We start from the raw sequence: 24,180 nt of genomic DNA on the forward strand, positions 1-24,180 counted from the left end.
TTTTTAACGCTTAACAAACAGTTGATTATGCAATATTTCTTAGTGAAATCTGAACCATTTAAATATAGTTGGGAGCAATTTAATAAAGATGGACGGACGTTTTGGGACGGTGTTCGCAATTACCAGGCTAGGAATAACATGAAAGCAATGAAGGAAGGCGATTTGGTCCTTTTCTATCATAGCAACGAGGGAAAGGATGTCGTTGGTGTCGCCAAGGTCGTGAAAGAATTTTATCAGGACCCAACAACCGACGATGAACGCTGGGTTGTCGTAGATCTGGCTCCTGTTGAAACACTGAAGAAGTCTGTTACGCTGGAGACCATCAAAGCAGATGAGCAATTACAGGATATCGCTTTGGTAAGACAGGGGCGTCTATCGGTGATGCCGCTAAAGCCCGAGGAATTCGACCGAATCTTGGCTTTAGGCAATGGGGAATAACCATTCGACATAAAAAGGTGCAGAATCACATTTTTTGCAGCATATAAAATAAAACGAGGATATGTATGTATATCCTCGTTTTATTTTATAGCAATGTATCAGTCCTGTATTAGTTCTTCTGGCTGAACAGACTGACCAATGCTTTTAGTTTTTTTGCATTTTCGGGTTTTAGTTTTCCCGCAAGAATAAGGCGAAGCTCTCTGCGTTGCAATGCATCTTCATAAGCTTTGTGTTCTGATTCTGTTTCAGGAATCAATACCGGCACAGTTTTAGGGTTATTGTCGGCATCAACGGCAACAAAAGTATAATACGCTTCATTGGTTTTTACGCGAGTGCCCTCCGGCAAATTTGATGCAAAAATTTCCATGCGTACCTCTAACGAACTGTTAAATGCACGGGTGACCTGTGCCTGTATGGTGACCACTTCACCCAATTTGATCGAACGTTTAAAAGATACATTATCTACAGATACCGTAACGACCACATTGCTACAATGTTTCTGCGCAGCAATAGCCGAACAGATATCCATCCAATATAATAAACGGCCGCCCATGAGATTTCCAAACGTATTGGTATCATTCGGAAGGACCAATTCATTCATCTCCGTATATGACTCTCTCGCAAATTTCTCTATCATATTATTTTGTGTCATTATCTTCCAAGTTCTTTAGATTGCCTATCAATTATTGCCAGGGACTCTACAAATGAGGTCGGTACATAGCCCAGTTCGTTTTTGGATTTACTGAGATCAAAACCTGTCAGACGAGGCCTGTTGTCCGCTTGTCCGATACTTGCTGCACTGATTTCCGAGATCAATGATTTGTCAAGTTGCCAATAATCTGCGATAGCATAAACCGCTTCATTGATGGACATCAATTCTGCCCCGGAGATATGGAATATCCCACGAGCCTCTCGTTCAATGGCCAATTGACAAGCAGACGCTAAATCATCTACAAATGTAGGCATTCTCCATTGGTCATTGACTACTTTTATCGCTTCTTTTTGTTTGAGCTTTCCCTTTGCCCAGAGGACCAAATTGGAGCGATTTGGATCAGCGTTGATACCGTATACTAAAATCGTACGTAAAATGGCATAATTACAGGAAGACCGAGCCAGCACTTGCTCAGAAGCATATTTGCTTTTTCCATATTCACTTTGCGGGTTTGGTAGGTCTAGCTCATGATAAGGGCTGCCTTTTTTGCCATCAAACACAAAGTCGGTGGATAAATGGACCAACTGCGCCTGATTTTTTTCGCAGTAGCTCGCCAAGGTTTGTACCAGATCTACATTGATTAGCTGGCAGGCTGCTTTATCGGCCTCACATGCTTCAACACTGGTCATCGCTGCAGTATGCACAATCGCATCAAAGGTATGACTGGATAAAAAATCGGTCAGTTTTGTATGATCCAGTAAATCAATTTGCTCAAATACATATCCAGCTTGATTTGGATTTCTGTTTGAGCCTTTTGAAATAGCTGTAACTTTATAGCGATCGTCTCCGGCAAGTAGGTCTACGACCTTTTGACCCAAAAAACCGTTGGATCCTGTGACAAGAATTTTTTTCATCCGTATAGTTATTTTTTTATCCGTCTTTTAATTCAATAGGGACTTACACTGTATCATTCATCCCGATCGAGTTGTACCCGGGACTAATCCGGGCTTCGAGAAAACAAGCGGAATTCTGTGCGTTTAGTTCGTCCAGATAAAGTCCATTTTATTGGACTGTTTCATCACATTTTCAATGACCGATTTCTCCAGATCGAGAATAGATTTCAATGCCTGGTAATCAATCTTTTCCGCATCATCGGTAGGCATGTGGTAGTCTGGATGCCCTCCGGTATGGAAAAATAATACAGGAATATTTTTCTTATAAAAGGAAGTCTGATCGGAACCGCCATTACCATCCTTGCTCAGGTTGAATTTTATTGGCGCCTGGATATCTTTGAAAATTATTGGCCATTGGCTGCTTGTGCCATAGCCGATAACGGCAAGTCCATTATCAGGGTTGTAACGGCCGATCATATCCATATTGAGCATGGCTGTGATTTTTTCAAGCGGTAGGGTGGGGTGCTCCGTAAAATATTTGGAACCTACTAATCCCAGCTCCTCAGCGCCAAAGGCTATAAATAATAGATTGTAAGGTTCTTTTTCCTTATTGGTGCTAAAATAACGGGCAAGTTCCAATAAACCAGCAGTACCAGAAGCATTGTCATCAGCGCCATTGTGGATTTTGCCGACACCCAAGGAGTCTTTCGAACTACCTTGGTGACCAGTACCCAAATGATCGTAATGGGCTCCAATAACCACTGTCAGGGCAGCTCCATTATCAATAAAGCCGATAATGTTGTCTGCATCACGGATACTGTCGGCTACTTTCACTTTCCATACTTTGGCTTTGAAAGATTGACGGTAACCATTTTCACCTTTAGGCTGCAATTTATATTTTTTGAATTCTTTTTCGATATAGTCAGCAGCTTTGAATACTTCTTTGCTACCAGTTCCTCTACCTTTCATTTTGTCATCTGCCAGGTAGTAGATATGTTTTTTCAGGTTTGAAATTTCAATTTGCTGTGCTTGTGCGTATTTTGTCAAACAAAGTAAGCAGAGGATTAGGAATAAATTTATGTTTTTCATTTTTGATATTTAGTATGGAGATCGCCATAACCTACATGACTGGATTCTTGATAATCGGATTATGATCCCCATTTATTTTTAACGTTTTAAAAGAAAAGCCTTGCGATTAACAAGGCTTTTGTAAGATATTTCGTTAATCTTCAACGATTTCGCTATGGATACTTGATTTTTCCTCTTTTTCCGTTTTAAAATACCGTTTTTGGAATAGTAATATTAACACAACACCTACTGAGATTGCCGAATCAGCGATATTAAATACTGGTCTGAAGAATAGAAAATCTTCGCCACCCCAAAAAGGCACCCAGGTAGGGAATGTACCTTCGATTAACGGGAAATAAAGCATGTCGACCACCTTTCCATGCAAGAAGGACGAATAGCCTCCAGCGGCGGGAAATAAGGATGCTTTGTCGTAAAAGGTGCTCTCACTGAAGATTACGCCATAGAATGCTGAATCAATGATATTGCCCAAAGCACCAGCGAGAATCAAGGCTACGTTTAATATAAAACCACGGTTGTATTTATTCTTGATCATATAGTGTAGACCATATCCAATACCAGCTACAGCCAGTATCCGAAACACGGTCAGGAACAATTTCCCGTAATCACCACCAAATTCCATTCCGTAGGCCATTCCATTGTTTTCAATAAAATGGATCTGGAAGAATTTACCTAATATGTGATGACTTTGTCCAATTGTCATCGAGAGCTTAACCCATATTTTGGACAATTGGTCTATTAAAAGAATCGCGACAATTAGTGCGACTGGTTTCGTATACCCCTTCATTGTGCTATAAAAATGGTCTTTGCCCGCGCAAAGACCATATATTTTTGCTTAAAATTAATATTGTTTGTTTTTCGCTTCGATGCTCAATGTCGTATGCGGGACAGCTTTCAAACGTTCTTTTTGAATCAGTTTTCCGGTTTCTCTACAGATACCATACGTTTTGTTCTCGATGCGTACCAAGGCTGCTTCAAGGTTGTCGATAAACTTCTTTTGACGCGCAGCCAATTGGTTGGTTTGCTCTTTTTCCAACGTTGCAGAACCATCCTCTAAGGTCTTGTAAGTCCCCGCAGTATCATCTGTACCATTCGCATTGCTGTTATTAAGCGTTGCTGTCAACGAGGAAAGCTCTTCTTTTGCTATTCTAAGCTTGTCCAAGATAATATCTTTGAATTCTTGTAATTCTGAATCGCTATAGCGTGTTTTCTCGTTGTTGTTTGCCATAATTTAATTTTTTTGGATTAATGCCTTAAGTTCTTTGCCATCGATCTCGATGGTCTCTCCTTCAGTTAGTGAATCTTCAAATACCAATGAATCGGCTAGAATTTCGGTGCAAATATACGATAAATTTTCTTTCGCAGCATTGACTACTTCTGAGGTAGCTGTTAACTTTACGTTAATTCTATCCGTCACTTCAAGCCCTTTTTCCTTCCGTAGATTTTGTAGACGGTTGATCAATTCTCTTGATAAACCTTCTTTCTTCAATTCTTCGGTGATATGGACATCCAATGCTACGGTCAATTTACCTAGATTGGCAACCTGCCATCCTTCCACATCCTCTGCTATAATTTCTACATCGCTCAATAGAATAGTATATGGTGTGCCAGCTAAGGCCAATTCACCAGTTGATTCCAAGGTACTGATCTGTTCTATAGTCAACGATTGGATAGCTGAAGAGACTAACTTCATATCCTTACCAACTTTCGCGCCAAGAGCTTTGAAGTTTGGTTTTATTTTTTTCTTGATAATACCTGTTGTATCCGTAATGAACTCAATATCTTTGATATTAGTTTCCGAAAGTATCAAATCTTTTACTTTTTCTACTTTCTCCTGGAAAGCACTGTCCAGTACTGGGACGAGGATTTTGTTCAATGGCTGACGCACATTGATCGACGTTTTTTTACGCAATGAAAGTGTCAAAGAGGAGATGTCTTGTGCCAGGGCCATACGTTCTTCCAGATCTTTGTCTACCAAGTTTTCATTGTATACCGGGAAGTTCGCCAAGTGTACAGAATCAACTTGCTCTTTATTTGTTGCAGTATTCAAATCCAGGAACAGTCTATCCGAGAAAAATGGCGATATCGGTGACATTAATTTCGCAATGGTATCCAAGCAAGTATATAATGTCTGATAGGCAGAAATTTTATCTTCTGTATATTCTCCCTTCCAGAAGCGTCGGCGGCACAAACGGACGTACCAGTTACTCAGGTGTTCGTCCACAAAATTTTGGATTGCACGAGCCGCTTTTGTCGGTTCGTAATCCGCTAGATATTCATCCACTTCTTTCGTTAGTGAATTGAGTAATGAGATGATCCAACGATCGATTTCAGGACGGTTTTCCAATGCAATATCTGGTTCTGCGTAGGAGAACTTGTCTATATTGGCATAAAGTGCAAAAAATGCATAGGTATTGTATAGCGTGCCGAAAAATTTACGACGTACCTCATCCAATCCCTCCATGTTGAATTTTAGGTTATCCCAAGGAGCTGCATTACTGATCATATACCAACGAGTAGCATCGGCACTGTATTGATCTATTGTTGAAAATGGATCAACGCCATTACCTAGACGTTTGGACATCTTATTTCCGTTCTTATCCAATACCAGACCGTTGGAAACCACGTTTTTAAAAGAAACTGATTTATACATCATCGTGGAGATCGCATGTAGCGTAAAGAACCAGCCACGAGTCTGGTCAACACCTTCCGCAATGAAGTCTGCCGGATATGCATGATTGAATCCGTCTTTAAAAGGAAACTCTTCACCTTTTGCCAATTTCTCATGATCCAATCCCCATTGGGCATAAGGCATTGCACCTGAGTCGAACCATACATCGATTAAGTCAGGCTCACGGAATAATTTTTGACCGGCATCAGAAACAAGAACGATATCGTCCACATATGGACGGTGTAAATCCAGCTTTTCTGTATCAAATTTATCCAGGTAAGCCTGGTTTTTCGCTTTCTCATCTGCCGATAGGACATCCGAAGTCAGTGAAGCCTCCAACAAAGATTTTAATTCCGGTAACGAACCGATACAAACCTCTTCATTCTCATCTTCCGAACGCCAGATAGGAAGAGGAGTCCCCCAGTAGCGTGAGCGTGAAAGGTTCCAGTCTACCAGGTTTTCCAGCCAGTTTCCAAAGCGTCCTGTTCCGGTAGCTTCAGGTTTCCAATTGATTGTTTTATTTAAAGCAACCAAGTCCTCTTTTACGGCAGTTGTACGGATAAACCAGCTATCCAATGGATAGTATAAAACCGGTTTGTCAGTACGCCAGCAGTGTGGGTAGGTGTGCTCGTATTTCTTAACATCAAAGGCTTTATTGTCCTCCTTAAGTTTGATCGAGATCAATACGTCTGTAGGTTTGAAATCTTCTTTCGCACGCTCATCAGCACTGTAGTATTCTTCTTTTACAAATCGTCCTGCAAAATCCGTGATTTCATTGACGAAACGGCCTGTACGGTCTACTGTAGGAACATCTTTTCCATTTTCGTCTTTTACCAAAATACCCGGAACACCATGTTCTTTCGCTACCCGGAAGTCATCTGCACCATAAGTAGGCGCAGCATGCACGATACCCGTACCATCTTCGGTGGTCACAAAGTCACCGGGGATGACGCGAAAAGCATTTTCCTGTAGATCTTCATTGGTGATATAAGGCAGCAACTGTTCATAGCGCAAGCCTACAAGTTCTTCGCCCACAAATTCAGCCGCAAGTTCCCAAGGGATTACTTTATCGCCCAATTTGTAGTCTTGGAAAGAGGCATTTTCACCTTCAGCTTTAAAGTGTTTACTGATCAGATCTTTCGCTAATACAACAGATACCGGTGCACCCGTATATTTATTGAACGTTCTGATTTTGACATAGTTTATTTTCTTGCCAACAACCAAAGCTGTATTGGAAGGTAAGGTCCAAGGTGTAGTTGTCCAGGCGATAAATGCAACATCTTCGGCTTCATCATCCACTAATTTTTCAATAGCTGGATGCAGCTGGCTTTTGATCAATCGGAATTCAGCAACAATGGTTGTATCCTTCACATCTTTATACGTGCCCGGCTGATTAAGCTCATGTGAACTCAAACCTGTACCCGCAGCAGGTGAATAAGGTTGAATGGTGTAACCTTTGTATAATAAACCCTTTTTGTAAAGTTCTTTTAACAAATACCATAAGGTTTCGATGTATTCGTTTTTATAGGTGATGTAAGGATGTTCAAGATCAACCCAATAGCCCATTTTGTTGGTTAGGTCATTCCATACATCCGTGTATTTCATTACTTCCTTGCGGCAAGCGTCGTTATATTCTTCTACGGTAATCTTTTTGCCAATATCCTCCTTAGTAATACCAAGGGCTTTCTCGACAGCAAGCTCAATCGGGAGACCATGGGTATCCCAACCTCCTTTTCGTTTCACCTGGTAGCCTTTCAATGTCTTGTAACGACAGAAAATATCCTTAATCGTACGAGCCATTACGTGATGGATTCCAGGCATTCCATTTGCAGAAGGTGGCCCCTCAAAAAATGTATATGACTTGCTCTCAGGGCGATTATTGATACTTTTTTCGAATATTTTTTCCTGTTCCCAACGGGTCAAAATCTCTTTACCAATCTCCGGTAAATTTAACTGCTTATATTCTTTGTACATCAGACTGTTGTATGCTTCTTTTCTAAAGGTCGCTAATTTAGTGAATTATGATGGAAAAAGGAAGAGGCTTTTGTTGCTGTAATATCATTATATAAAGGACTCAATCTTTTCAAAAATATTGCCAGGGGATAAGAATGGAGTATTACGCGAGAATGCTCCGCGCTGAGATCGAGTTAAATGCTGAGAAACCGTTAAATTGTTGTGGGAACGGGCGAATAAAAGAACACCGAAAATAGATCCACATCTATCTAGAAAGCTAAAATAAAAGCGGGATTGCTACTTGCAATCCCGCTTTTATTGAAATATGTATAGATTTCAACTTATGCTGAAAAACTGCTTCCACACCCACAGGTGCTTGTCGCATTTGGGTTATTGAAAGTAAAGCCTCTCGCATCAAGTCCTGATTTGAAATCAATTTCCATGCCTGCAAGATATAGGCCGTGGGCTTTGTTCATAAATATGCGGATGCCTTCAATTTCGTACTCGTTGTCTCCATCTTTTTTCTGGTCAAAGCCCAGGATGTAACTCATACCCGAACAACCACCGCCTTCTACACCAACACGTAAACCAAAATCATCAGAGATTTCTTGCTGATCCTTTAATTTATTGAGTTCCTTGATTGCTCCTTGCGTTAAGGTAACGGGAGCAATTGCTGTATGTTCTGTGCTCATTTTGATATTGTTTTAGCCAATTCTTAAGCAAAAATACATATTTTAAGTCGCAAATTGTTTGTATTGCATTTTTTGACATTTACAAAACATTCAATTTTTGGGGAGAGGAACGCTTGAATTAATATTTAAAAAGATCGTATGGGAATTAGGTAATTCGCATAAATAAGGCTGTTTTCCTAAGAATATTTAATAAAATATGGCTGTTTGTCGATATTCTTTATGGAATATGCTATCTTTGAGGCATTAAAATAAAAACAAAATTTACTTTACAACATTTAAAAACAATGGAAAGAGATCAAGCCATTTTTAATTTAATAGCTGATGAGCTTAAACGCCAAGAAGAAGGTATTGAATTAATTGCTTCGGAAAACTTTGTTTCAAAACAAGTGATGGAAGCTGCTGGTTCAGTGTTGACAAATAAATATGCAGAAGGCCTCCCGGGAAAACGTTACTATGGAGGTTGTGAAGTTGTGGATGAGATTGAAACCATCGCTATTGACCGTGCGAAACAATTGTTCGGCGCAGAATGGGTAAATGTTCAGCCTCACTCTGGTGCACAGGCAAATGCTGCTGTTTTTTTGGCGACAATCAAGCCCGGCGATAAAATTTTAGGTCTTGATTTATCGCACGGTGGACACTTGACTCATGGATCACCGGCAAATCTTTCTGGTAAGATCTATCAACCATTATTTTATGGTGTAAAAGAAGATACAGGTTTGATTGATTACGAGCAATTGGAGGAGACTGCTCTTCGTGAAAAGCCAAAAATGATCATCTGTGGTGCTTCGGCTTATTCACGTGATTGGGATTATGCCCGTATCCGTAAAGTTGCTGATGAAATCGGTGCGATTGTTTTGGCAGATATTTCCCACCCTGCAGGTCTGATCGCTCGTGGTTTATTGAATGATCCACTTCCTCATTGTCATATTGTGACAACAACTACACATAAGACATTACGTGGCCCACGTGGCGGTATGATTATGGTAGGTAAGGATTTTGAAAATCCTTGGGGTATCAAAACGCCTAAAGGCGAGACCCGTACAATAACGCAATTGTTGGATCTTGCTGTTTTCCCAGGTACGCAAGGTGGTCCTTTGGAACATACCATTGCTGCAAAAGCAATTGCTTACGGTGAAGCGCTATCCGATGATTATATGGAGTATATTGTTCAGGTGAAGAAAAATGCGGCTGCATTGGCGAAGTACTTCGTCGATAAAGATTATAAAATTATCTCTGGCGGTACAGATAATCACTTGATGTTGGTTGACCTGCGCAACAAAGATATTTCAGGTAAAGAAGCAGAAGCAGTATTGGGCAAAGCGGGTATCACAACCAACAAAAACATGGTTCCTTTTGATACACGTTCACCTTTTGTGACTTCAGGAGTACGTTTTGGCACTGCAGCAATCACGACACGTGGCATCAAAGAAAATGAAATTGTTCAAATCGGAGAATTGATTGACGAAGCATTGCGAAATGCATCGAACGATGCCGAATTGGATAAAATTCATGGTAAGGTGAAAGCCATGATGGCCGAGTTTCCATTGTATAAATAAGACGACTGCCTCGCTATACAATAGCGGAATCACTCCAGGGTGGTTCCGCTATTTTTCGTTTTGGACCTAAGCTACATTTGCAACTCCCGGCTCTGCCTATGTTCGTTCCCTTCTTTTAAGATGTCATGTTCGAGGCAGTATGGACTGCGAAACCGGTTTATAATTCCCTGTTGGAAATTAGGAGACAACTTTTGGAATAATAGGCGTTTTATACTAATTAAAACAACGAACTAACAGAGGCTTGATACGCTTTCATCCAATGGGGGCCGGACCAGGTTCTTGTAAGCTCCCTGTTATCTGTCAATTTGGGTCAGCGTGATTCATCGGATAAGTCGAAGCAGACCTAAGTATGTCAGGTGCTTTTTTTGTAAAAGGAAGGAAGTTTTTAATTTTTAAAATGTTAAAAAGTCTTAAAATAAAATGTAAAAATTTGATTACTCAATAATTTTACGGTACTTTGAGATAGTATTAATTGATTGTTTTACAATAAGAAAGGAACACTATACGCTAAACATTTACATTTTACAACAGAACTGATAATTTAATTGCGAACTGCTAAAAAAGTAAGTGACGTATGAGACTTTTGAAAAGTAAGAGTGATCAAGAATTGATCCAAATGTATGTCGGTGGCCAGGAGTCTGGCCTAGAGGCATTGTTGAATCGATATAAATCGAAGATTTACACCTCTATATATATGAAAGTAAAAGACGAATATCTTGCTGAAGATATTTTCCAGGAGACTTTCATTAAAATCATCAATACCTTAAAATCGGGCAAATACAACGAAGAGGGGAAATTTTTGCCTTGGGCGATCCGTATTGCGCATAATATGATCGTTGACTTTTTCAGGAAAGCCAAACGGGCTCCCAATATTGTAAATGCAGATGGTTTTGACATTTTTGAAGTGTTGGAGTTCAGTGATGAAAGCGCTGAGTCTAAAATGCTGAAACAACAGGTCGATGTCGATTTAAAGAAAATGATACAGAAACTACCTGATGATCAGAAAGAGGTTTTGATTATGCGTCATTTTTGTGATATGAGCTTTAAGGATATTGCCGAGATAACAGAGGTGAGTATCAATACTGCGTTAGGAAGAATGCGCTATGCTTTGAGCAATCTTCGTAAAATGATTGAAGGCTCTGATTTAGTCTTTCAGATGGGATAGTGGAAAAAATACTATAATTTAGAAAATAACAATAACGGGGTGAGGTTTTCACCCCTTTTTTATGCAACAATGTCATGTCGGCATCAGAAGAATTTGTTCTTTTTGTCAGTTATAAGCTTTTTATTATCTTAGAAATTCATGTCTTAATCAATTTATGGGAATTGGAATAGGGTTTGATAGTCATATAGAAACTATTAAAAGATAAAACGATAAAAATATAAAAGCTATGTACTTGATTTTATTTATTGGAATAATGGTGGTAAGCCTGATTGTCCAGACACGATTTAAAAACAAATTTAAAAAGTATTCGGAGATGCCGTTGGGGAATGGGATGTCGGGTGCTGAGATTGCGCAAAAAATGCTCAACGATAACGGTATATATGATGTGAAAGTGATCTCCATTCCTGATCGCTTGGGCGACCATTATAATCCATCGGATAAAACGGTAAACCTGAGTCCTGAAGTGTATAGTGGTCGTAGTGTGGCGGCGGCGGCAGTAGCGGCGCATGAATGTGGTCACGCTGTTCAGCATGCAAAGGCTTACAAATGGTTGGGTTTCCGTTCGGCAATGGTACCTATGGTCAATGTGGCTTCCAAACTGACCTCATGGGTGCTAATGCTCGGTGTGATGTTATTTGCATTTTCCAAAGGCGGTAATCCTTGGCTGCTGGCCGTAGGGGTAGGTGCTTTGGCTATTACAACAATTTTTTCATTTATCACACTTCCGGTAGAATTCGATGCATCAGACAGGGCGCTAGCCTGGTTAAACCATGCCGGAGTTACCTATAACGGTGAGGAGCACGATGGTGCGAAGGATGCGTTGAAATGGGCTGCCATGACGTATGTAGTTGCTGCTTTGAGTGCCTTGGTAACACTTTTATACTATGCGTCGATGTTATTTGGCGGGCGTAGGAGCGAGTAAAGAACGATTTAACAACTTTAGGATATAAAAAATGCGATTATTTTTAATGGTCGCATTTTTTATAGGGTGTTAATGAGGTTACTACAGACTATTTTTTTAACTTTGCTGTTTATATAGAATAAGACTCAGATTTTATGTTTTCAAATCTTCAAGATAAGCTAGATAGAGCCTTTAAGGTATTAAAAGGGCAAGGCAGTATTACCGAAATTAACGTTGCTGAAACGATGAAAGAAATTCGCAAGGCATTGTTGGATGCCGACGTGAATTACAAGACTGCTAAAACTTTTACAGATGATGTTAGACAAAAAGCTTTAGGGCAGAACGTTTTAACAAGTATTTCTCCGGGTCAATTGTTGACTAAAATCATGAATGATGAGTTGACAGCATTGATGGGCGGATCTGTTACCGAGCTGGAGACTGGTAAAAATCCTACTGTTATTTTGATCGCGGGTCTGAACGGTGCCGGTAAAACAACTTTTTCCGGAAAGTTAGCCTTATACCTGAAAGATAAAAAGAACAAAAAGCCATTATTGGTCGCTGGTGACGTTTATCGTCCGGCCGCCATTGACCAGTTGGAGGTACTCGCTGAGCAAGTTGGTGTACCTGTATATGTCAATAGAGAATCAACGGATCCGATTGCTATTGCCAAAGCAGGTGTTGAAGAGGCAAAACGCAATGGCCATAATGTAGTCATTATTGATACCGCTGGTCGTTTGGCGATAGATGAGCCTTTGATGGTAGAGATCACTGCGGTTAAGGAAGCAACAAAACCGGATGAGATCTTATTTGTAGTTGACTCGATGACGGGTCAGGATGCTGTCAATACAGCGAAGACATTCAACGATCGCCTTGATTTTACAGGTGTTGTATTGACCAAATTGGATGGTGATACACGCGGTGGTGCTGCGCTATCCATAAAATCCGTTGTCAATAAGCCAATTAAGTTTATCGGTACCGGAGAGAAGATGGATGCATTGGATGTTTTCTACCCCGATCGTATGGCATCCCGCATTTTGGGTATGGGTGACGTGGTATCTTTGGTAGAGCGTGCACAACAACAGTTTGACGAAAAGCAAGCTGCTGAACTTCAAAAGAAAATCCGTAAGAATAAATTTGATTTCAATGATTTCAAATCCCAGATCCAACAGATCAAAAAAATGGGTAATATGAAAGATTTGATGGGCATGATCCCCGGCGTAGGAAAGGCAATGAAAGATATTGAAGTCGATGACAATGCGTTCAAACCTATTGAAGCGATCATTGATTCGATGACTCCTTTTGAGCGTGAAAATCCGGATGTAATTGACCAAAAACGTCGTTTACGTATTGCCAAAGGTTCCGGAACAGACATTAATGAAGTAAACAAATTGTTGAAGCAATTTGGTGATATGCGAAAGGTGATGAAGCAAATGTCTAACCCGGCGATGGCCGCTAAGCTGATGCGCAATATGCCTAAAATGCCAGGAAAAATGTAATTTTAGTGTATAGTTATATCGTATGGGGCATTGTAGGCATACAATGCCCCATTTTTTTAATAAATAATTCGTAATTTCAAGTTCCTCGCTCGAGTAAACGAAATAATTGTTAAATTTGTAATTATTATGGATGACCCCGCGCAATTATCGGAATACGGCAAAATCCTTATCATTCTGTTGATAGGGACGCTGTTAGTCTGTGCGACCATTTTTCTAGCACGTTTAATTTCTCCCAAAAAGAACAATCCCATTAAATCTGGCACTTACGAATGTGGTGAAGATCCTGTCGGATCCTCTTGGGTACAATTTAATCCTCGATTCTACGTCATTGCCTTGGTGTTCCTGTTGTTTGATGTGGAGCTTATTTTTATTTTTCCATGGGCAACAGTATTTGGGCAATCGGAATACATTGCCGCAGATGGTCGATGGGGCTGGTTTACCATGATTGAAATGGCCATGTTTATCGGCATATTAATCTTGGGATTAGTTTTTGTCTGGAAAAAAGGCGATCTCGAATGGGTGAAACCCAATGTATCTTTGCCTAAGGTTCCTGTAAATATTCCTCAAAGTGCTTATTCCACATTGAATAATCGTACCTATCAGGTGCGGGACTATAGGGAGCCGGCAGACGTGGCTATGGAGAATACTGTCGCACAGGAAGTGGCAGCTGCTCCAAAGATCGCTTTTAAACCTCGATTTAAAAAAACTGAGTAAGCATGAGTTTAGATAGTCAACTGCAAAATAATGGTGTCGTCGTTGCCAAATTGGATGATTTGCTAAACTGGGCGAGACTTTCGTCGATGTGGCCCATGAGTTTTGGCATTGCCTGTTGTGCGATCGAGATGATGGGGGCGATGGCCTCGACTTATGACCTGGATCGGATGGGCGTTTTTCCAAGGCCTTCGCCGAGACAGTCTGATGTTATTATAATCGCAGGTACAGTTACATTCAAAATGGCTGACCGTATAAAAAAACTATATGAGCAGATGCCCGATCCTAAATATGTGATCTCGATGGGATCCTGTTCCAATTGTGGCGGACCTTATTGGCAACACGGCTATCATGTGGTTAAGGGAGTGGATCGGATCATCCCGGTGGATGTGTATGTTCAAGGTTGTCCTCCACGTCCAGAAGCCCTTATCGGTGCATTTATTGAACTGCAAAAGAAGATAGATAAAGAAAGTTTATTAGGCGAACAATTGTTCAAGGAAAAAGCTTAGAAGATAAATTTTATAAGATTTTAAAATCAATTATGGCAAAAGATTTTTATGGCGAACTGCAATTAGGCATTCTTGGTGGTGGTCAACTCGGAAGAATGTTAATCCAGGAAGCCATTAATTACAATGTAAACGTTCATGTGTTGGATCCTGATAAGAATGCCCCTTGTCGGAAGCTGTGCAATAAGTTTGAATGTGGTTCATTGAGTGATTTTGAGACAGTATATAATTTTGGAAAAGATCTGGATCTGATAACGATCGAAATCGAAAAAGTAAATGTTGATGCCCTGGAGAAACTGGAAGAGGAAGGCGTAGTCGTTTACCCACAGTCGCGTATCATTCGCCTGATCCAAGATAAGGGGTTGCAGAAACAGTTCTTTAAACAAAATGATATCCCGACCTCAGCGTTTCAATTGATATCAACAAAGGATAATTTAAAAAATCCTGCCCTGAGCCTACCTTACATTCAGAAACTGCGTAAAGATGGTTATGATGGAAAAGGGGTTAAGAAAATTGTTACTGAAGCGGATATTCAGGATGCTTTTGAAGAACCGAGTTTAATTGAAGAGTGGGTAGATTTTGAAAAGGAAATCGCTGTCATTGTCGCCCGTAACGATCGGGGGGATGTCTCCACCTTTCCGATGGTAGAGATGGAATTCAATCCACAAGCTAATTTGGTTGAGTTTCTTATCGCGCCATCCTTGTATGGCGTGGAAATTCAACAGCGCGCGGAAGCAATTGCAAAGAAAATTGCAGACGATTTGCAGATCGTGGGCCTGCTTGCTGTAGAAATGTTCCTAACGAAAAACGGAGATATTTTGGTGAATGAACTGGCTCCGCGCCCGCATAATAGCGGACATCAAACGATAGAGGGCAATTATGTTTCTCAATTTGCACAACATTTAAGAGCAATATTCAATTTACCATTGGGCGATACGAGATGTCGGACAAATGCGGTCATGATCAATCTTTTGGGCGAAAATGGCTACGAAGGTTTAGCAAAATATGATGGCGTAGAAGAGGTATTGGCGATGGAAGGAGTTTATTTGCATCTGTATGGCAAGAAATATACAAAGCCTTTTCGCAAGATGGGCCACGTATGTATCATCAATGATGATCGGGATAAAGCAATCTCCAATGCAAGAAAAGTACAAGAAATATTAAAAGTTAAAGCCTAATAATACTATGTCAATCAATAATAAGGCCCAGGTAGGCATTATCATGGGAAGTAAATCTGATCTTCCAGTTATGCAGGATGCCATTGATGTCCTCAAAGTCCTTGGAGTGGAATTTGAAGTTACCATCGTTTCGGCACACCGTACGCCACAACGCATGTTTGATTATGCGAAAGATGCGGCATCCCGCGGATTGAAAGTGATTATTGCAGGAGCTGGCGGGGCAGCACATTTACCGGGAATGGTCGCGTCAATTACACATTTACCTGTGATCGGTGTTCCCGTAAAATCCTCTAATTCTATCGATGGATGGGATTCGGTCTTATCAATCCTGCAGATGCCCAACGGAATTCCAGTGGCTACAGTTGCCTTAAATGCTGCAAAAAATGCAGGTATTTTGGCTGCTCAGATTCTAGGAACTCATGATGAGACGATCAGTAAAAATATTATTGACTTCAAGGAAGAACTGGCGCGTAAAGTGATTGAGACAGCCGTTGAAGTGGAGGATACACAGTTCTAATGGAATTGATCAAATAGAAAAGGGAAGCATTTGCTTCCCTTTTCTATTTGATCAGATTTGCCTGCACATAATCGTAGCTCTTTTTAAGACTCTCCATCTTATTTGGCATATAGATGTTGTCTTGCTCCACGAATGCATATTTCAGCCCTGCTTTAGCTTTCTCTTTGACAATCTCGGTAAAATTGATACTTCCTGTACCAACTTCGGTATATCTGATATCTTTAAAGATCTGTTCAACCGGTAACTCGCCGTCCTTAGGCCATTCGATCGGATTGGATTTTGTGCGGTCCATATCCTTCACATGCCATAGTTTAAATCTATTCGGGAATTTTTCGAATATGGATATCGGATTTTTCCCGGCTTTCTCGGCCCAGAAAAGATCAAGTTCAAAATCCACTAGATCAGGTTCTGTGAAAGCTAACATGACTTCTTCCCCCATTGTATTATTCCCCAGATCTCTAAATTCCCAGAAATGGTTGTGGTATGCAATTTTTAATCCGAGTTTCTTCGCCTGTTCTCCTGCTTTATTAAGTTGTTCTGCGGCATAGAGATAATCGTCTTTTTTAAGTGCATTAATATCGAACATTGGTGTAACTGGCGCAATAACATATTCCTGACCGAGCTCTTTTGCTGCATCAAAGTAAATAGATAAATCTTCTTTATCGGTATGGGATTTACTGAGATATTTAGACATATCATAATGACCCGAATGAGTTTTTAAGCCGTTGTCATCCAAAATCTTTTTTAGCTCTTTATAAGGTAATTTCCAGAATTGTTTGGCGGCAGGATCAATACCATATAGCTCAACATGTTTGAAGCCAATTTTTGCAATTTGCTCCAAAGAGCCTTTTGGATCTTTATCCATTAAATCCCGTATGGAATAGAGCTGTACACCTATGTTCTGCAGGGGATTGTCACTGACGGCGCCCGTTTTATTTTGACAAGATATCAAGTTGGGCATCAGATAAGCTGCCGAAAGACCTATTCCAGCTTGCTTTAAAAATTGACGGCGAGAATTGTTCATCATATAACTGATTATGTGTTAGTGTACAATGTACAATTATTTTGGTCAAATATCAATAAAACGTCGCGGAATATTTTGTAAACGGATCATATTGAACTATCGGAAAATAAGGAAGAAGCTGCCGGAAAGTAAAAGGGGGCGCCTGCTGAATATTTAATGAGAGTGGGTGCCGGAATACGAATACCATAAACAAAACGAGGATATTCAATCTTTTTGAACATCCTCGTTTTGTTTGTTTAAGAATAGCAACTTAAACAGTCATGATATCTTTTTCTTTCAGTTCAGCCAATTTATCAACCTTTACAATAAATGCATCAGTCAATTTTTGAACTTCGCCTTCGGCAGTTTTGATCTCGTCTTCTGAGGCACCATCATTTTTCAATTTTTTGATGGACTCATTGGCATCTTTACGAATATTACGGATAGCTACTCGGCCTCTTTCAGTCTCTTCTTTTACTTTTTTCACCAGGTCACGTCTTCTTTCTTCAGTCAAAGGAGGGACATTCAAGCGGATTACGATACCATCATTTTGAGGATTGATGCCAAGGTTAGCATCCGTAATAGCTTTTTCAATTGCGTTGATGAGCGATTTTTCCCAAGGTTGGATGACAATTGTCCGTGCATCAGTTGTATTAATGTTAGCTACTTGCGAAAGCGGAGTCGCGCTGCCATAATAATCGACTGAGATACCATCCAACATAGATGGTGAAGCTTTACCGGCGCGAATTTTTGTTAATTCAGACTCCGTGTGAGCAACTGCTTTGGACATCTTGTCTTTACAATCGTCCAATTCAATTGAAATTAGTTCGTTCATATAAGATTACGTTTTATACAGATTTTAATTATTTTACCACAGTTCCTACATGTTCACCATTGGCAAGTTTCAACAAATTGCCAGGTTTGTTCATGTCAAATACAATGATGGGTAATTTATTTTCTTGGCAAAGGGTAAAAGCAGTCATATCCATGACGTTTAACCCTTTCTCATACACTTCCGTGAATGAGATCTCTTCGAATTTTGTTGCACTAGGATCTTTCTCCGGATCAGCAGTATAGATACCATCTACACGTGTTCCTTTTAGTACTGCATCGGCATTGATTTCAATCGCACGCAAAGAAGCTGCTGTGTCCGTCGTGAAATATGGGTTTCCGGTACCAGCTCCGAAAATAACAATACGACCTTTTTCCAAGTGGCGTACAGCTCTTCTGCGAATAAATGGTTCACAGATCTGCTCCATCTTGATAGCCGTTAGCAAACGTGTCTTTTTCCCTACTTTTTCAAGAGCATCCTGAAGTGCCATACTGTTGATTACAGTGGCAAGCATTCCCATATAGTCTGCCTGAACACGGTCCATCCCTGATTTTTCAGCACTTAAACCGCGGTAAATGTTACCACCACCGATAACAATTGCTATTTCTAAACCTTGATCGTGAATTTCTTTGATATCATTAGCGTATTGTGATACACGGTTAATATCGATACCATAGCTTTGGTCACCCATTAAGGATTCACCGCTAAGTTTTAATAAGATACGTTTGTATTTCATAATTGTTTTTTTGGAAATTTTCCAAAGGTCAAAGATAAAATTTTTTTTTCAACCCTTAAGGCCAAAAATGATATTTATTGTGCTTTTGTTGTTTGATCAATCACTTCCCGGTAATATTGTTCGTATAGAGGCATGATATTGGACAATTGGAATTTTTTAGCATGGTTTAACGCTGCTTCTTTAAATTTTTCCAACCGTTCTGCATCTTCTAAAATATAGATTGCATTCTTGGCCATATCATCGACATCACCCACATTACTGAGGAATCCTGTCACGCCGTTCTCATTGAGTTCGGGTAATCCGCCTGTGTTGGATGATACAACTGGAACTTGGCAGGCCATTGCTTCTAGCGCGGCCAATCCAAAACTTTCGGAACTGGAAGGCATCAGGAAAAGATCAGAAACAGATAAAATCTCTTCCACGGCATCCTGTTTACCCAAAAAGCGAACATCTTTACACACATCCAATTCTCTGGATAACTCCTCCGCGTTGCGGCGTTCAGGCCCGTCACCTACCATTAATAGTTTGGAAGGGATGACATCATGGACTTTCTTAAATATACGAATAACGTCTTCTGTATTTTTGACTTTTCTGAAATTGGAGGTATGGACCAAGATCCGTTCGTTACCCGGAGCAATCGCTTTTTTGAAATGGGAGCGATCCCTATTGCTGAATCTATCGAGATCGATAAAGTTGGTAATCACTTTAATATCTCTGGAGATATCAAAATATCGGAGTGTCTCATCTTTTAGATTTTGTGAAACGGCGGTTACACCGTCTGACTGATTGATCGAGAAGGTGACGACCGGGCTAAAGCTCTTATCCTTTCCAACCAGCGTAATATCTGTGCCATGAAGAGTGGTAACCACCGGAATATTAATGCCATACGTGGTCAGCAAGATTTGTTTTGCCATGAACGCAGCCGAAGCGTGGGGAATAGCGTAATGTACATGGATCAGATCCAGCTTTTCAAAGCGTACAACATCAACCAGTTTACTGGCCAGGGCAGATTCGTAAGGTAAAAAGTCAAAAAGCGGATATTGGGATACTGCTACTTCGTGATAGTATAGGTTTTCCGAAAAGAAATCTAGGCGTGCAGGTTGTCGGTAGGTTATAAAATGGATCTCATGCCCATTGGCCGCCAAAGCCTTTCCTAACTCCGTTGCCACAACACCACTGCCACCAAATGTGGGATAACAAACAATGCCTATTTTCATTGATATAATTTTTATTTAGTGTTCGCTTTCATTGGTACAAATGAACTCGCTGCACTCGGTTCTATTTTAAAGGTGATGAAGCTTCAGATTTAACGCCTTTTCTGTATGCGAATAAATCCTGATGATTTCATAACTCATTTTTTGTGCTGCAAATTTCGACTATTTATGCCTAAAATAACAAAAACCAATTGCCATAGTTTTGTGAATTTTTTGATTACTTAAAAAGCATTATCTTTAAGTAGACATTTAAGCGGTATATGGACAATTTCACAAGTGATATCTCAGGACAGCAATTCCCTGTCGAACAGTGTATTTTGGGGGCTTCGATCCGACAACCTATTTATAGATTAATCCGAAAGGAATATCCCAATTTTGGGAAAGACAAATATATTGCCGCAACGGAATTGACTAAGTTTAAAGAAGCCTATATTACCGAATTTTTGAAGGATGAGTCTGGACAGCTCAGTCAATTGGATCAACAAGTGATACAGAGCTTTAAGGATAATAAAGTCATTAGTGCAGGTATAGACAGTGATGTAGGCGGCGCAACCTCGGTGGGAGAGCGTATAGCGGATAAAGTTGCCGAATTCGGCGGGAGTTGGACATTTATTATTTCTTTCGTCGTATTTTTGCTGATCTGGATTGCGCTCAATACCTATTGGCTAAATAATAAGGGTTTTGACCCTTATCCATTTATTTTGCTTAATCTCATTTTATCTTGCGTCGCCGCCCTGCAGGCACCGGTCATTATGATGAGCCAAAATAGACAAGAGGCTAAAGACCGGGAGCGGGCACGCAATGATTATATGGTCAACCTTAAAGCTGAACTTGAAATTAGGGAACTGCATGAAAAAATAGACCATCTCATTATTCGTAAAGAGCAGGAACTCGTTGAGGTACAACGTGACCAAGTCGAAAAATTAGGTTTTCTGCTCAAGAAGATGGAAAAAATAGAAGAAGCATTTAAAAACAAATGAATATAACAGGAATAATAGGAGAGCTGACGTTTAAATTTTCACGGTCCGGTGGGGCAGGGGGACAACATGTCAATAAGGTATCCTCTAAAGTGACCCTACAATGGAATGTGGAGCATTCGACAGTTTTATCAGCTGAGGAAAAGGCTATTCTGACTGAAAAGCTCTCAAATCGCATAAATAAAGAAGGCATTTTGCAGCTGGAAGCTGATACAGACCGTTCGCAGCTACGTAACAAGGAAATTGCCATTGACCGTTTTCTTCACCTGGTGAAGGATGCACTTTTGCCTATAAAACCAAGAAAGAAAACCAAAATACCCTATTCCAGTGTGTTAAAAAGACTAGACCGAAAGAAGCAGCAGGCCCAGCTGAAAGCTTCACGCAGACGGAATTTTGAGGATTAGTCTGTTATAAAGTAGTATTTAATTTAACTTTATTTAGCTCAAAATCAGTGTTTTAAATATATAACTAAAGAAATAGTTGTAAAACTATTTCTTTAGTTATATACTTGTATGGTAATCGATTACAACAGTACTGTTAATATAAAGGAGTTATGGAAGATTTCAAAGAACTGACTAAAGCAGAAGAACAGATCATGCAGGAACTTTGGGAAATAGGACGTGGTTTTGTCAAAGATATCATTGACCGTCTACCTGAACCGAAACCTGCTTACAATACAGTTTCAACCATAGTGCGTATTCTCGAAACCAAGGGTTTTGTATCGCATGAGTCTTTTGGTAAAAGCCATCAGTATTTGCCAAAGATTTCAAAAGAAGAATATAAAAAAGGAATCACTGGTAAGTTGTTGAATAATTATTTTGATAATTCTCCCAAAAGTATGCTTTCTTATTTTCTGGAAGAGAATAAATTGGATGTCAAAGAATTAGATGATATTCTTTCGATTATCCGACAAAACAAATAGCAACAACCACCTCTTATAAACTTTTGATTATGATTTACTTATTGATTGTCAATGTTTCATTGATTATCGGCTTTGTGCTCTATAGGCTGATTTTTCGAAAACTCACCTTTTTTCAATGGAATCGGGTTTATTTGATCGGGATGATATTTTTCTCGCTCCTGGCACCCATTGGGATTTTTATTGAATTACCGAACGCCCAGATAATCGCGTATTCCATACCGATGGTGGATCTGAGTGGCTACATGGATATTGCCATTAGCAGCCCGCAGGAGCAGCCGATCTATTTGATAGACATTATGACCTATGTCTATTGGACAGGGGTTGCGATTGCCTGTGCTTTCCTGATCGCTCGGGTGAAGTGGTTAATTCGTGCTTTACGTCACGAACAAGACTATCTAAGTTTTTCATTTTTCAATAAAATCATCATTGGAGAGTCTATTAAAGACAGCGGCAGTATCGAATTACATGAACGTGTCCATGTCGAACAGGGCCACTCTTACGATTTGCTTTTGATGGAGCTGTTGAAAATTTTCAACTGGTTTAATCCGATTTTATATTTCTTTCAAAAAGAGTTAAAGTTCCAACACGAATGTATAGCCGACGAAATCTGTTCGACAGATAAGGTGGCCTATGCCGAAATGTTGGTTGCTCATGCCCTGAAGACGGATCATCTTCCGCTGACGCATGAGTTTTCTAATCATTCGTTTTTAAAGAAAAGAATTATGATGTTATTTAAGAATAAATCAACACAGAACCATAAGCTTTTGTATGTAACCATTTTACCGATGCTATTGGTGGTGACGGCTTCGACCCTGGTATTTAACACGACCCGGGCGAAGGATCTTGTCACCGATATGGAAAGTTCCATTAACCAGTTGGAGATACCCGGATCAAAAGAATCAGCGATGTCTGTTGAAGAATTGATTTCGCGGAACCAAGCACCGGGAGGACGGTGGAATGCGATTGCTGAACCTTCACTAGCTGTGGCGGGAAGCAATGTTTATGCAAATGAGAGCGCAAACGCCTTGATCCAGCCGGATACAACGAATCCTCGGAAAGATATCGTTTTTACCGAAGTCGAAGTTCTTCCTGAACCCGTTGGTGGAATGCGGCAATTTATGATGTGGGTTGGCAACAATTACGACTACCCGAAAGCCGCATTGGAAAACGCAGTGAATGGTATTATTGAAATTTCCTTCATTGTGGAACAGAATGGGAACTTGTCGAGTTTTGAAGTCAAAAAAGATCTGGGCTATGGTACCGGTGAAGCTGCGTTGAAGCTAATGAAAAGTGCGGCAAAATGGAATCCCGGCCTACAAAATGGTCGAAAAGTACGTGTAGCCTATACCTTACCTATCCGTTTAAATACAATGCAAGAGGACAGCTCGCCGGCTCCAGCTAAAGCAAAAAAAGCAGTTGCTACGCCGAAGCTCGGCGTTGATGGCTTAAGCAGCTGGTTTGCCCAGAATTTTAAAATGCCCCGAAAAATATCCAATAAAGACCTTGATCCCGTGATTGAAAGTTACTTTATTATTAATCCCGATGGTACAATAAAGTCTTTAAAAATCAGAACGGATCTTGACAAACAGTTTATTGATCAAGCGACTAAATTATTGTCCCGGTCAAAATGGGAACCTGCTCTGGTGGATGGCAATCCTGTTGAATCCAAAGCTGCCTTCTATTACAAATTTGCCCCTAATGGTGGTTATGTGAAGAATTATACGCGTGTAGACGTGACGTCAGAACCTATTGGAGGGATGATTGCCTTACGTGATTATGTGATGAAAAATTACGCCCCAAACTCAACTGGTGAAGATGGGAATGTCGTTGTGCAATTTGTTGTCGAAAAAAATGGTCAGCTGAATAATTTTAAAGTCGTCAGCACGCCTAATACGAAGGCCGGTGACGAGTTGGTCCGACTGTTGCGATCTGGAGCAAAATGGAAACCCGGTATTCTCGATGGCAGTCCTGTTAGAAATCAATATGAGCTGACATTAAAAATAATGAAGGTGAACGGCGATTTTTATGATGTTTATCGTTGGGAAGGACTAAAGATGCAAAACTTAAAATCTTAGGAGACC

24 protein-coding genes are annotated in these 24,180 nt (G+C 40.2%); 13 read left to right on the forward strand and 11 right to left on the reverse strand.

Translation table 11 applies throughout. From position 1 onward, the window contains the following. The first annotated feature begins 27 nt into the window (after positions 1-27). Positions 28-438: an EVE domain-containing protein gene (locus ABTV71_RS04425; RefSeq protein ID WP_108635912.1), complete on the forward strand. Its 411-nt coding sequence runs from the start codon at positions 28-30 to the stop codon at positions 436-438. Positions 439-547: 109 nt separating this feature from the next. Here ABTV71_RS04425 and ABTV71_RS04430 read toward each other — a convergent pair whose 3' ends face one another. The 7 genes from ABTV71_RS04430 to ABTV71_RS04460 all read right to left on the reverse strand — a co-directional run bounded on the left by ABTV71_RS04430 (position 548) and on the right by ABTV71_RS04460 (position 8,385). Then, entirely contained in the window at positions 548-1,075 is a 528-nt protein-coding gene (locus ABTV71_RS04430; RefSeq protein ID WP_108636105.1) for an acyl-CoA thioesterase, read from the reverse strand. Positions 1,076-1,089: 14 nt separating this feature from the next. Further along, positions 1,090-2,004 (reverse strand): SDR family oxidoreductase, encoded by a 915-nt coding sequence (locus ABTV71_RS04435; RefSeq protein ID WP_121126246.1) that lies wholly within the window; start codon positions 2,002-2,004, stop codon positions 1,090-1,092. 123 nt (positions 2,005-2,127) lie between these two features. Beyond that, complete coding sequence (locus ABTV71_RS04440; RefSeq protein WP_121126247.1) at positions 2,128-3,072, reverse strand: M20/M25/M40 family metallo-hydrolase; 945 nt, start codon at positions 3,070-3,072, stop codon at positions 2,128-2,130. A gap of 133 nt (positions 3,073-3,205) precedes the next feature. After that, complete coding sequence (locus ABTV71_RS04445) at positions 3,206-3,856, reverse strand: lipoprotein signal peptidase (RefSeq protein ID WP_108635909.1); 651 nt, start codon at positions 3,854-3,856, stop codon at positions 3,206-3,208. A gap of 54 nt (positions 3,857-3,910) precedes the next feature. Then, the gene (locus ABTV71_RS04450) at positions 3,911-4,297 is read right to left on the reverse strand and encodes a TraR/DksA family transcriptional regulator (protein ID WP_046674049.1); all 387 of its coding nucleotides are present in this window, start codon (positions 4,295-4,297) and stop codon (positions 3,911-3,913) included. Between the two features lie 3 nt (positions 4,298-4,300). Beyond that, positions 4,301-7,714 carry an isoleucine--tRNA ligase gene (gene ileS / locus ABTV71_RS04455; RefSeq protein ID WP_121126248.1) on the reverse strand — a complete coding sequence of 1,138 codons (3,414 nt, stop codon included), beginning with the start codon at positions 7,712-7,714 and terminating at the stop codon, positions 4,301-4,303. A 320-nt stretch (positions 7,715-8,034) separates the two neighbouring features. After that, positions 8,035-8,385: a HesB/IscA family protein gene (locus ABTV71_RS04460; RefSeq protein WP_104384906.1), complete on the reverse strand. Its 351-nt coding sequence runs from the start codon at positions 8,383-8,385 to the stop codon at positions 8,035-8,037. A 284-nt stretch (positions 8,386-8,669) separates the two neighbouring features. Here ABTV71_RS04460 and glyA point away from each other — a divergent pair, with 284 nt between their 5' ends. The 8 genes from glyA (at position 8,670) to purE (ending at position 16,415) form a co-directional block, all read left to right on the forward strand. After that, on the forward strand, positions 8,670-9,941 hold the full coding sequence (gene glyA / locus ABTV71_RS04465; RefSeq protein ID WP_121126249.1) for a serine hydroxymethyltransferase: 1,272 nt from the start codon (positions 8,670-8,672) through the stop codon (positions 9,939-9,941). Between the two features lie 574 nt (positions 9,942-10,515). Continuing rightward, positions 10,516-11,106, forward strand: a complete 591-nt coding sequence (locus ABTV71_RS04470) for an RNA polymerase sigma factor (protein ID WP_077437828.1) — start codon at positions 10,516-10,518, stop codon at positions 11,104-11,106. 226 nt (positions 11,107-11,332) lie between these two features. Then, positions 11,333-12,028, forward strand: coding sequence for a zinc metallopeptidase (locus tag ABTV71_RS04475; protein ID WP_121126250.1), 696 nt, complete (start codon positions 11,333-11,335; stop codon positions 12,026-12,028). 134 nt (positions 12,029-12,162) lie between these two features. Further along, entirely contained in the window at positions 12,163-13,503 is a 1,341-nt protein-coding gene (ffh, locus tag ABTV71_RS04480) for a signal recognition particle protein (protein ID WP_121126251.1), read from the forward strand. Between the two features lie 126 nt (positions 13,504-13,629). After that, positions 13,630-14,217, forward strand: a complete 588-nt coding sequence (locus tag ABTV71_RS04485) for an NADH-quinone oxidoreductase subunit A (RefSeq protein ID WP_433902356.1) — start codon at positions 13,630-13,632, stop codon at positions 14,215-14,217. A gap of 2 nt (positions 14,218-14,219) precedes the next feature. Next, entirely contained in the window at positions 14,220-14,723 is a 504-nt protein-coding gene (locus tag ABTV71_RS04490) for an NADH-quinone oxidoreductase subunit B (RefSeq protein WP_104384901.1), read from the forward strand. 32 nt (positions 14,724-14,755) lie between these two features. Further along, entirely contained in the window at positions 14,756-15,898 is a 1,143-nt protein-coding gene (locus tag ABTV71_RS04495) for a 5-(carboxyamino)imidazole ribonucleotide synthase (protein ID WP_121126253.1), read from the forward strand. A 7-nt stretch (positions 15,899-15,905) separates the two neighbouring features. After that, positions 15,906-16,415 carry a 5-(carboxyamino)imidazole ribonucleotide mutase gene (gene purE, locus ABTV71_RS04500; RefSeq protein WP_433902357.1) on the forward strand — a complete coding sequence of 170 codons (510 nt, stop codon included), beginning with the start codon at positions 15,906-15,908 and terminating at the stop codon, positions 16,413-16,415. 43 nt (positions 16,416-16,458) lie between these two features. Here purE and ABTV71_RS04505 read toward each other — a convergent pair whose 3' ends face one another. From ABTV71_RS04505 to bshA, 4 genes are all read right to left on the reverse strand, one after another. Beyond that, complete coding sequence (locus tag ABTV71_RS04505; RefSeq protein ID WP_433902358.1) at positions 16,459-17,442, reverse strand: sugar phosphate isomerase/epimerase family protein; 984 nt, start codon at positions 17,440-17,442, stop codon at positions 16,459-16,461. Positions 17,443-17,689: 247 nt separating this feature from the next. Then, positions 17,690-18,253, reverse strand: a complete 564-nt coding sequence (frr, locus tag ABTV71_RS04510; protein WP_121126255.1) for a ribosome recycling factor — start codon at positions 18,251-18,253, stop codon at positions 17,690-17,692. 28 nt (positions 18,254-18,281) lie between these two features. Then, positions 18,282-18,986: a UMP kinase gene (gene pyrH, locus ABTV71_RS04515; protein WP_075991132.1), complete on the reverse strand. Its 705-nt coding sequence runs from the start codon at positions 18,984-18,986 to the stop codon at positions 18,282-18,284. 74 nt (positions 18,987-19,060) lie between these two features. Beyond that, positions 19,061-20,203, reverse strand: a complete 1,143-nt coding sequence (bshA, locus tag ABTV71_RS04520) for an N-acetyl-alpha-D-glucosaminyl L-malate synthase BshA (RefSeq protein ID WP_121126256.1) — start codon at positions 20,201-20,203, stop codon at positions 19,061-19,063. A gap of 257 nt (positions 20,204-20,460) precedes the next feature. On the opposite strand from bshA, the gene ABTV71_RS04525 reads away from it, so the two are divergent. From ABTV71_RS04525 to ABTV71_RS04540, 4 genes are all read left to right on the forward strand, one after another. Beyond that, positions 20,461-21,180: a DUF1003 domain-containing protein gene (locus ABTV71_RS04525; protein WP_433902359.1), complete on the forward strand. Its 720-nt coding sequence runs from the start codon at positions 20,461-20,463 to the stop codon at positions 21,178-21,180. Continuing rightward, on the forward strand, positions 21,177-21,581 hold the full coding sequence (arfB, locus tag ABTV71_RS04530; RefSeq protein ID WP_433902360.1) for an alternative ribosome rescue aminoacyl-tRNA hydrolase ArfB: 405 nt from the start codon (positions 21,177-21,179) through the stop codon (positions 21,579-21,581). The genes ABTV71_RS04525 and arfB overlap by 4 nt, the downstream gene beginning before the upstream one ends. 149 nt (positions 21,582-21,730) lie before the next feature. Next, complete coding sequence (locus ABTV71_RS04535) at positions 21,731-22,099, forward strand: BlaI/MecI/CopY family transcriptional regulator (protein ID WP_121126259.1); 369 nt, start codon at positions 21,731-21,733, stop codon at positions 22,097-22,099. A 29-nt stretch (positions 22,100-22,128) separates the two neighbouring features. After that, positions 22,129-24,174: an energy transducer TonB gene (locus ABTV71_RS04540; protein WP_433902361.1), complete on the forward strand. Its 2,046-nt coding sequence runs from the start codon at positions 22,129-22,131 to the stop codon at positions 24,172-24,174. Positions 24,175-24,180: the final 6 nt, after the last annotated feature.

Source organism: Sphingobacterium puteale (genome assembly GCF_050986225.1).
Lineage (GTDB): Bacteria > Bacteroidota > Bacteroidia > Sphingobacteriales > Sphingobacteriaceae > Sphingobacterium > Sphingobacterium puteale.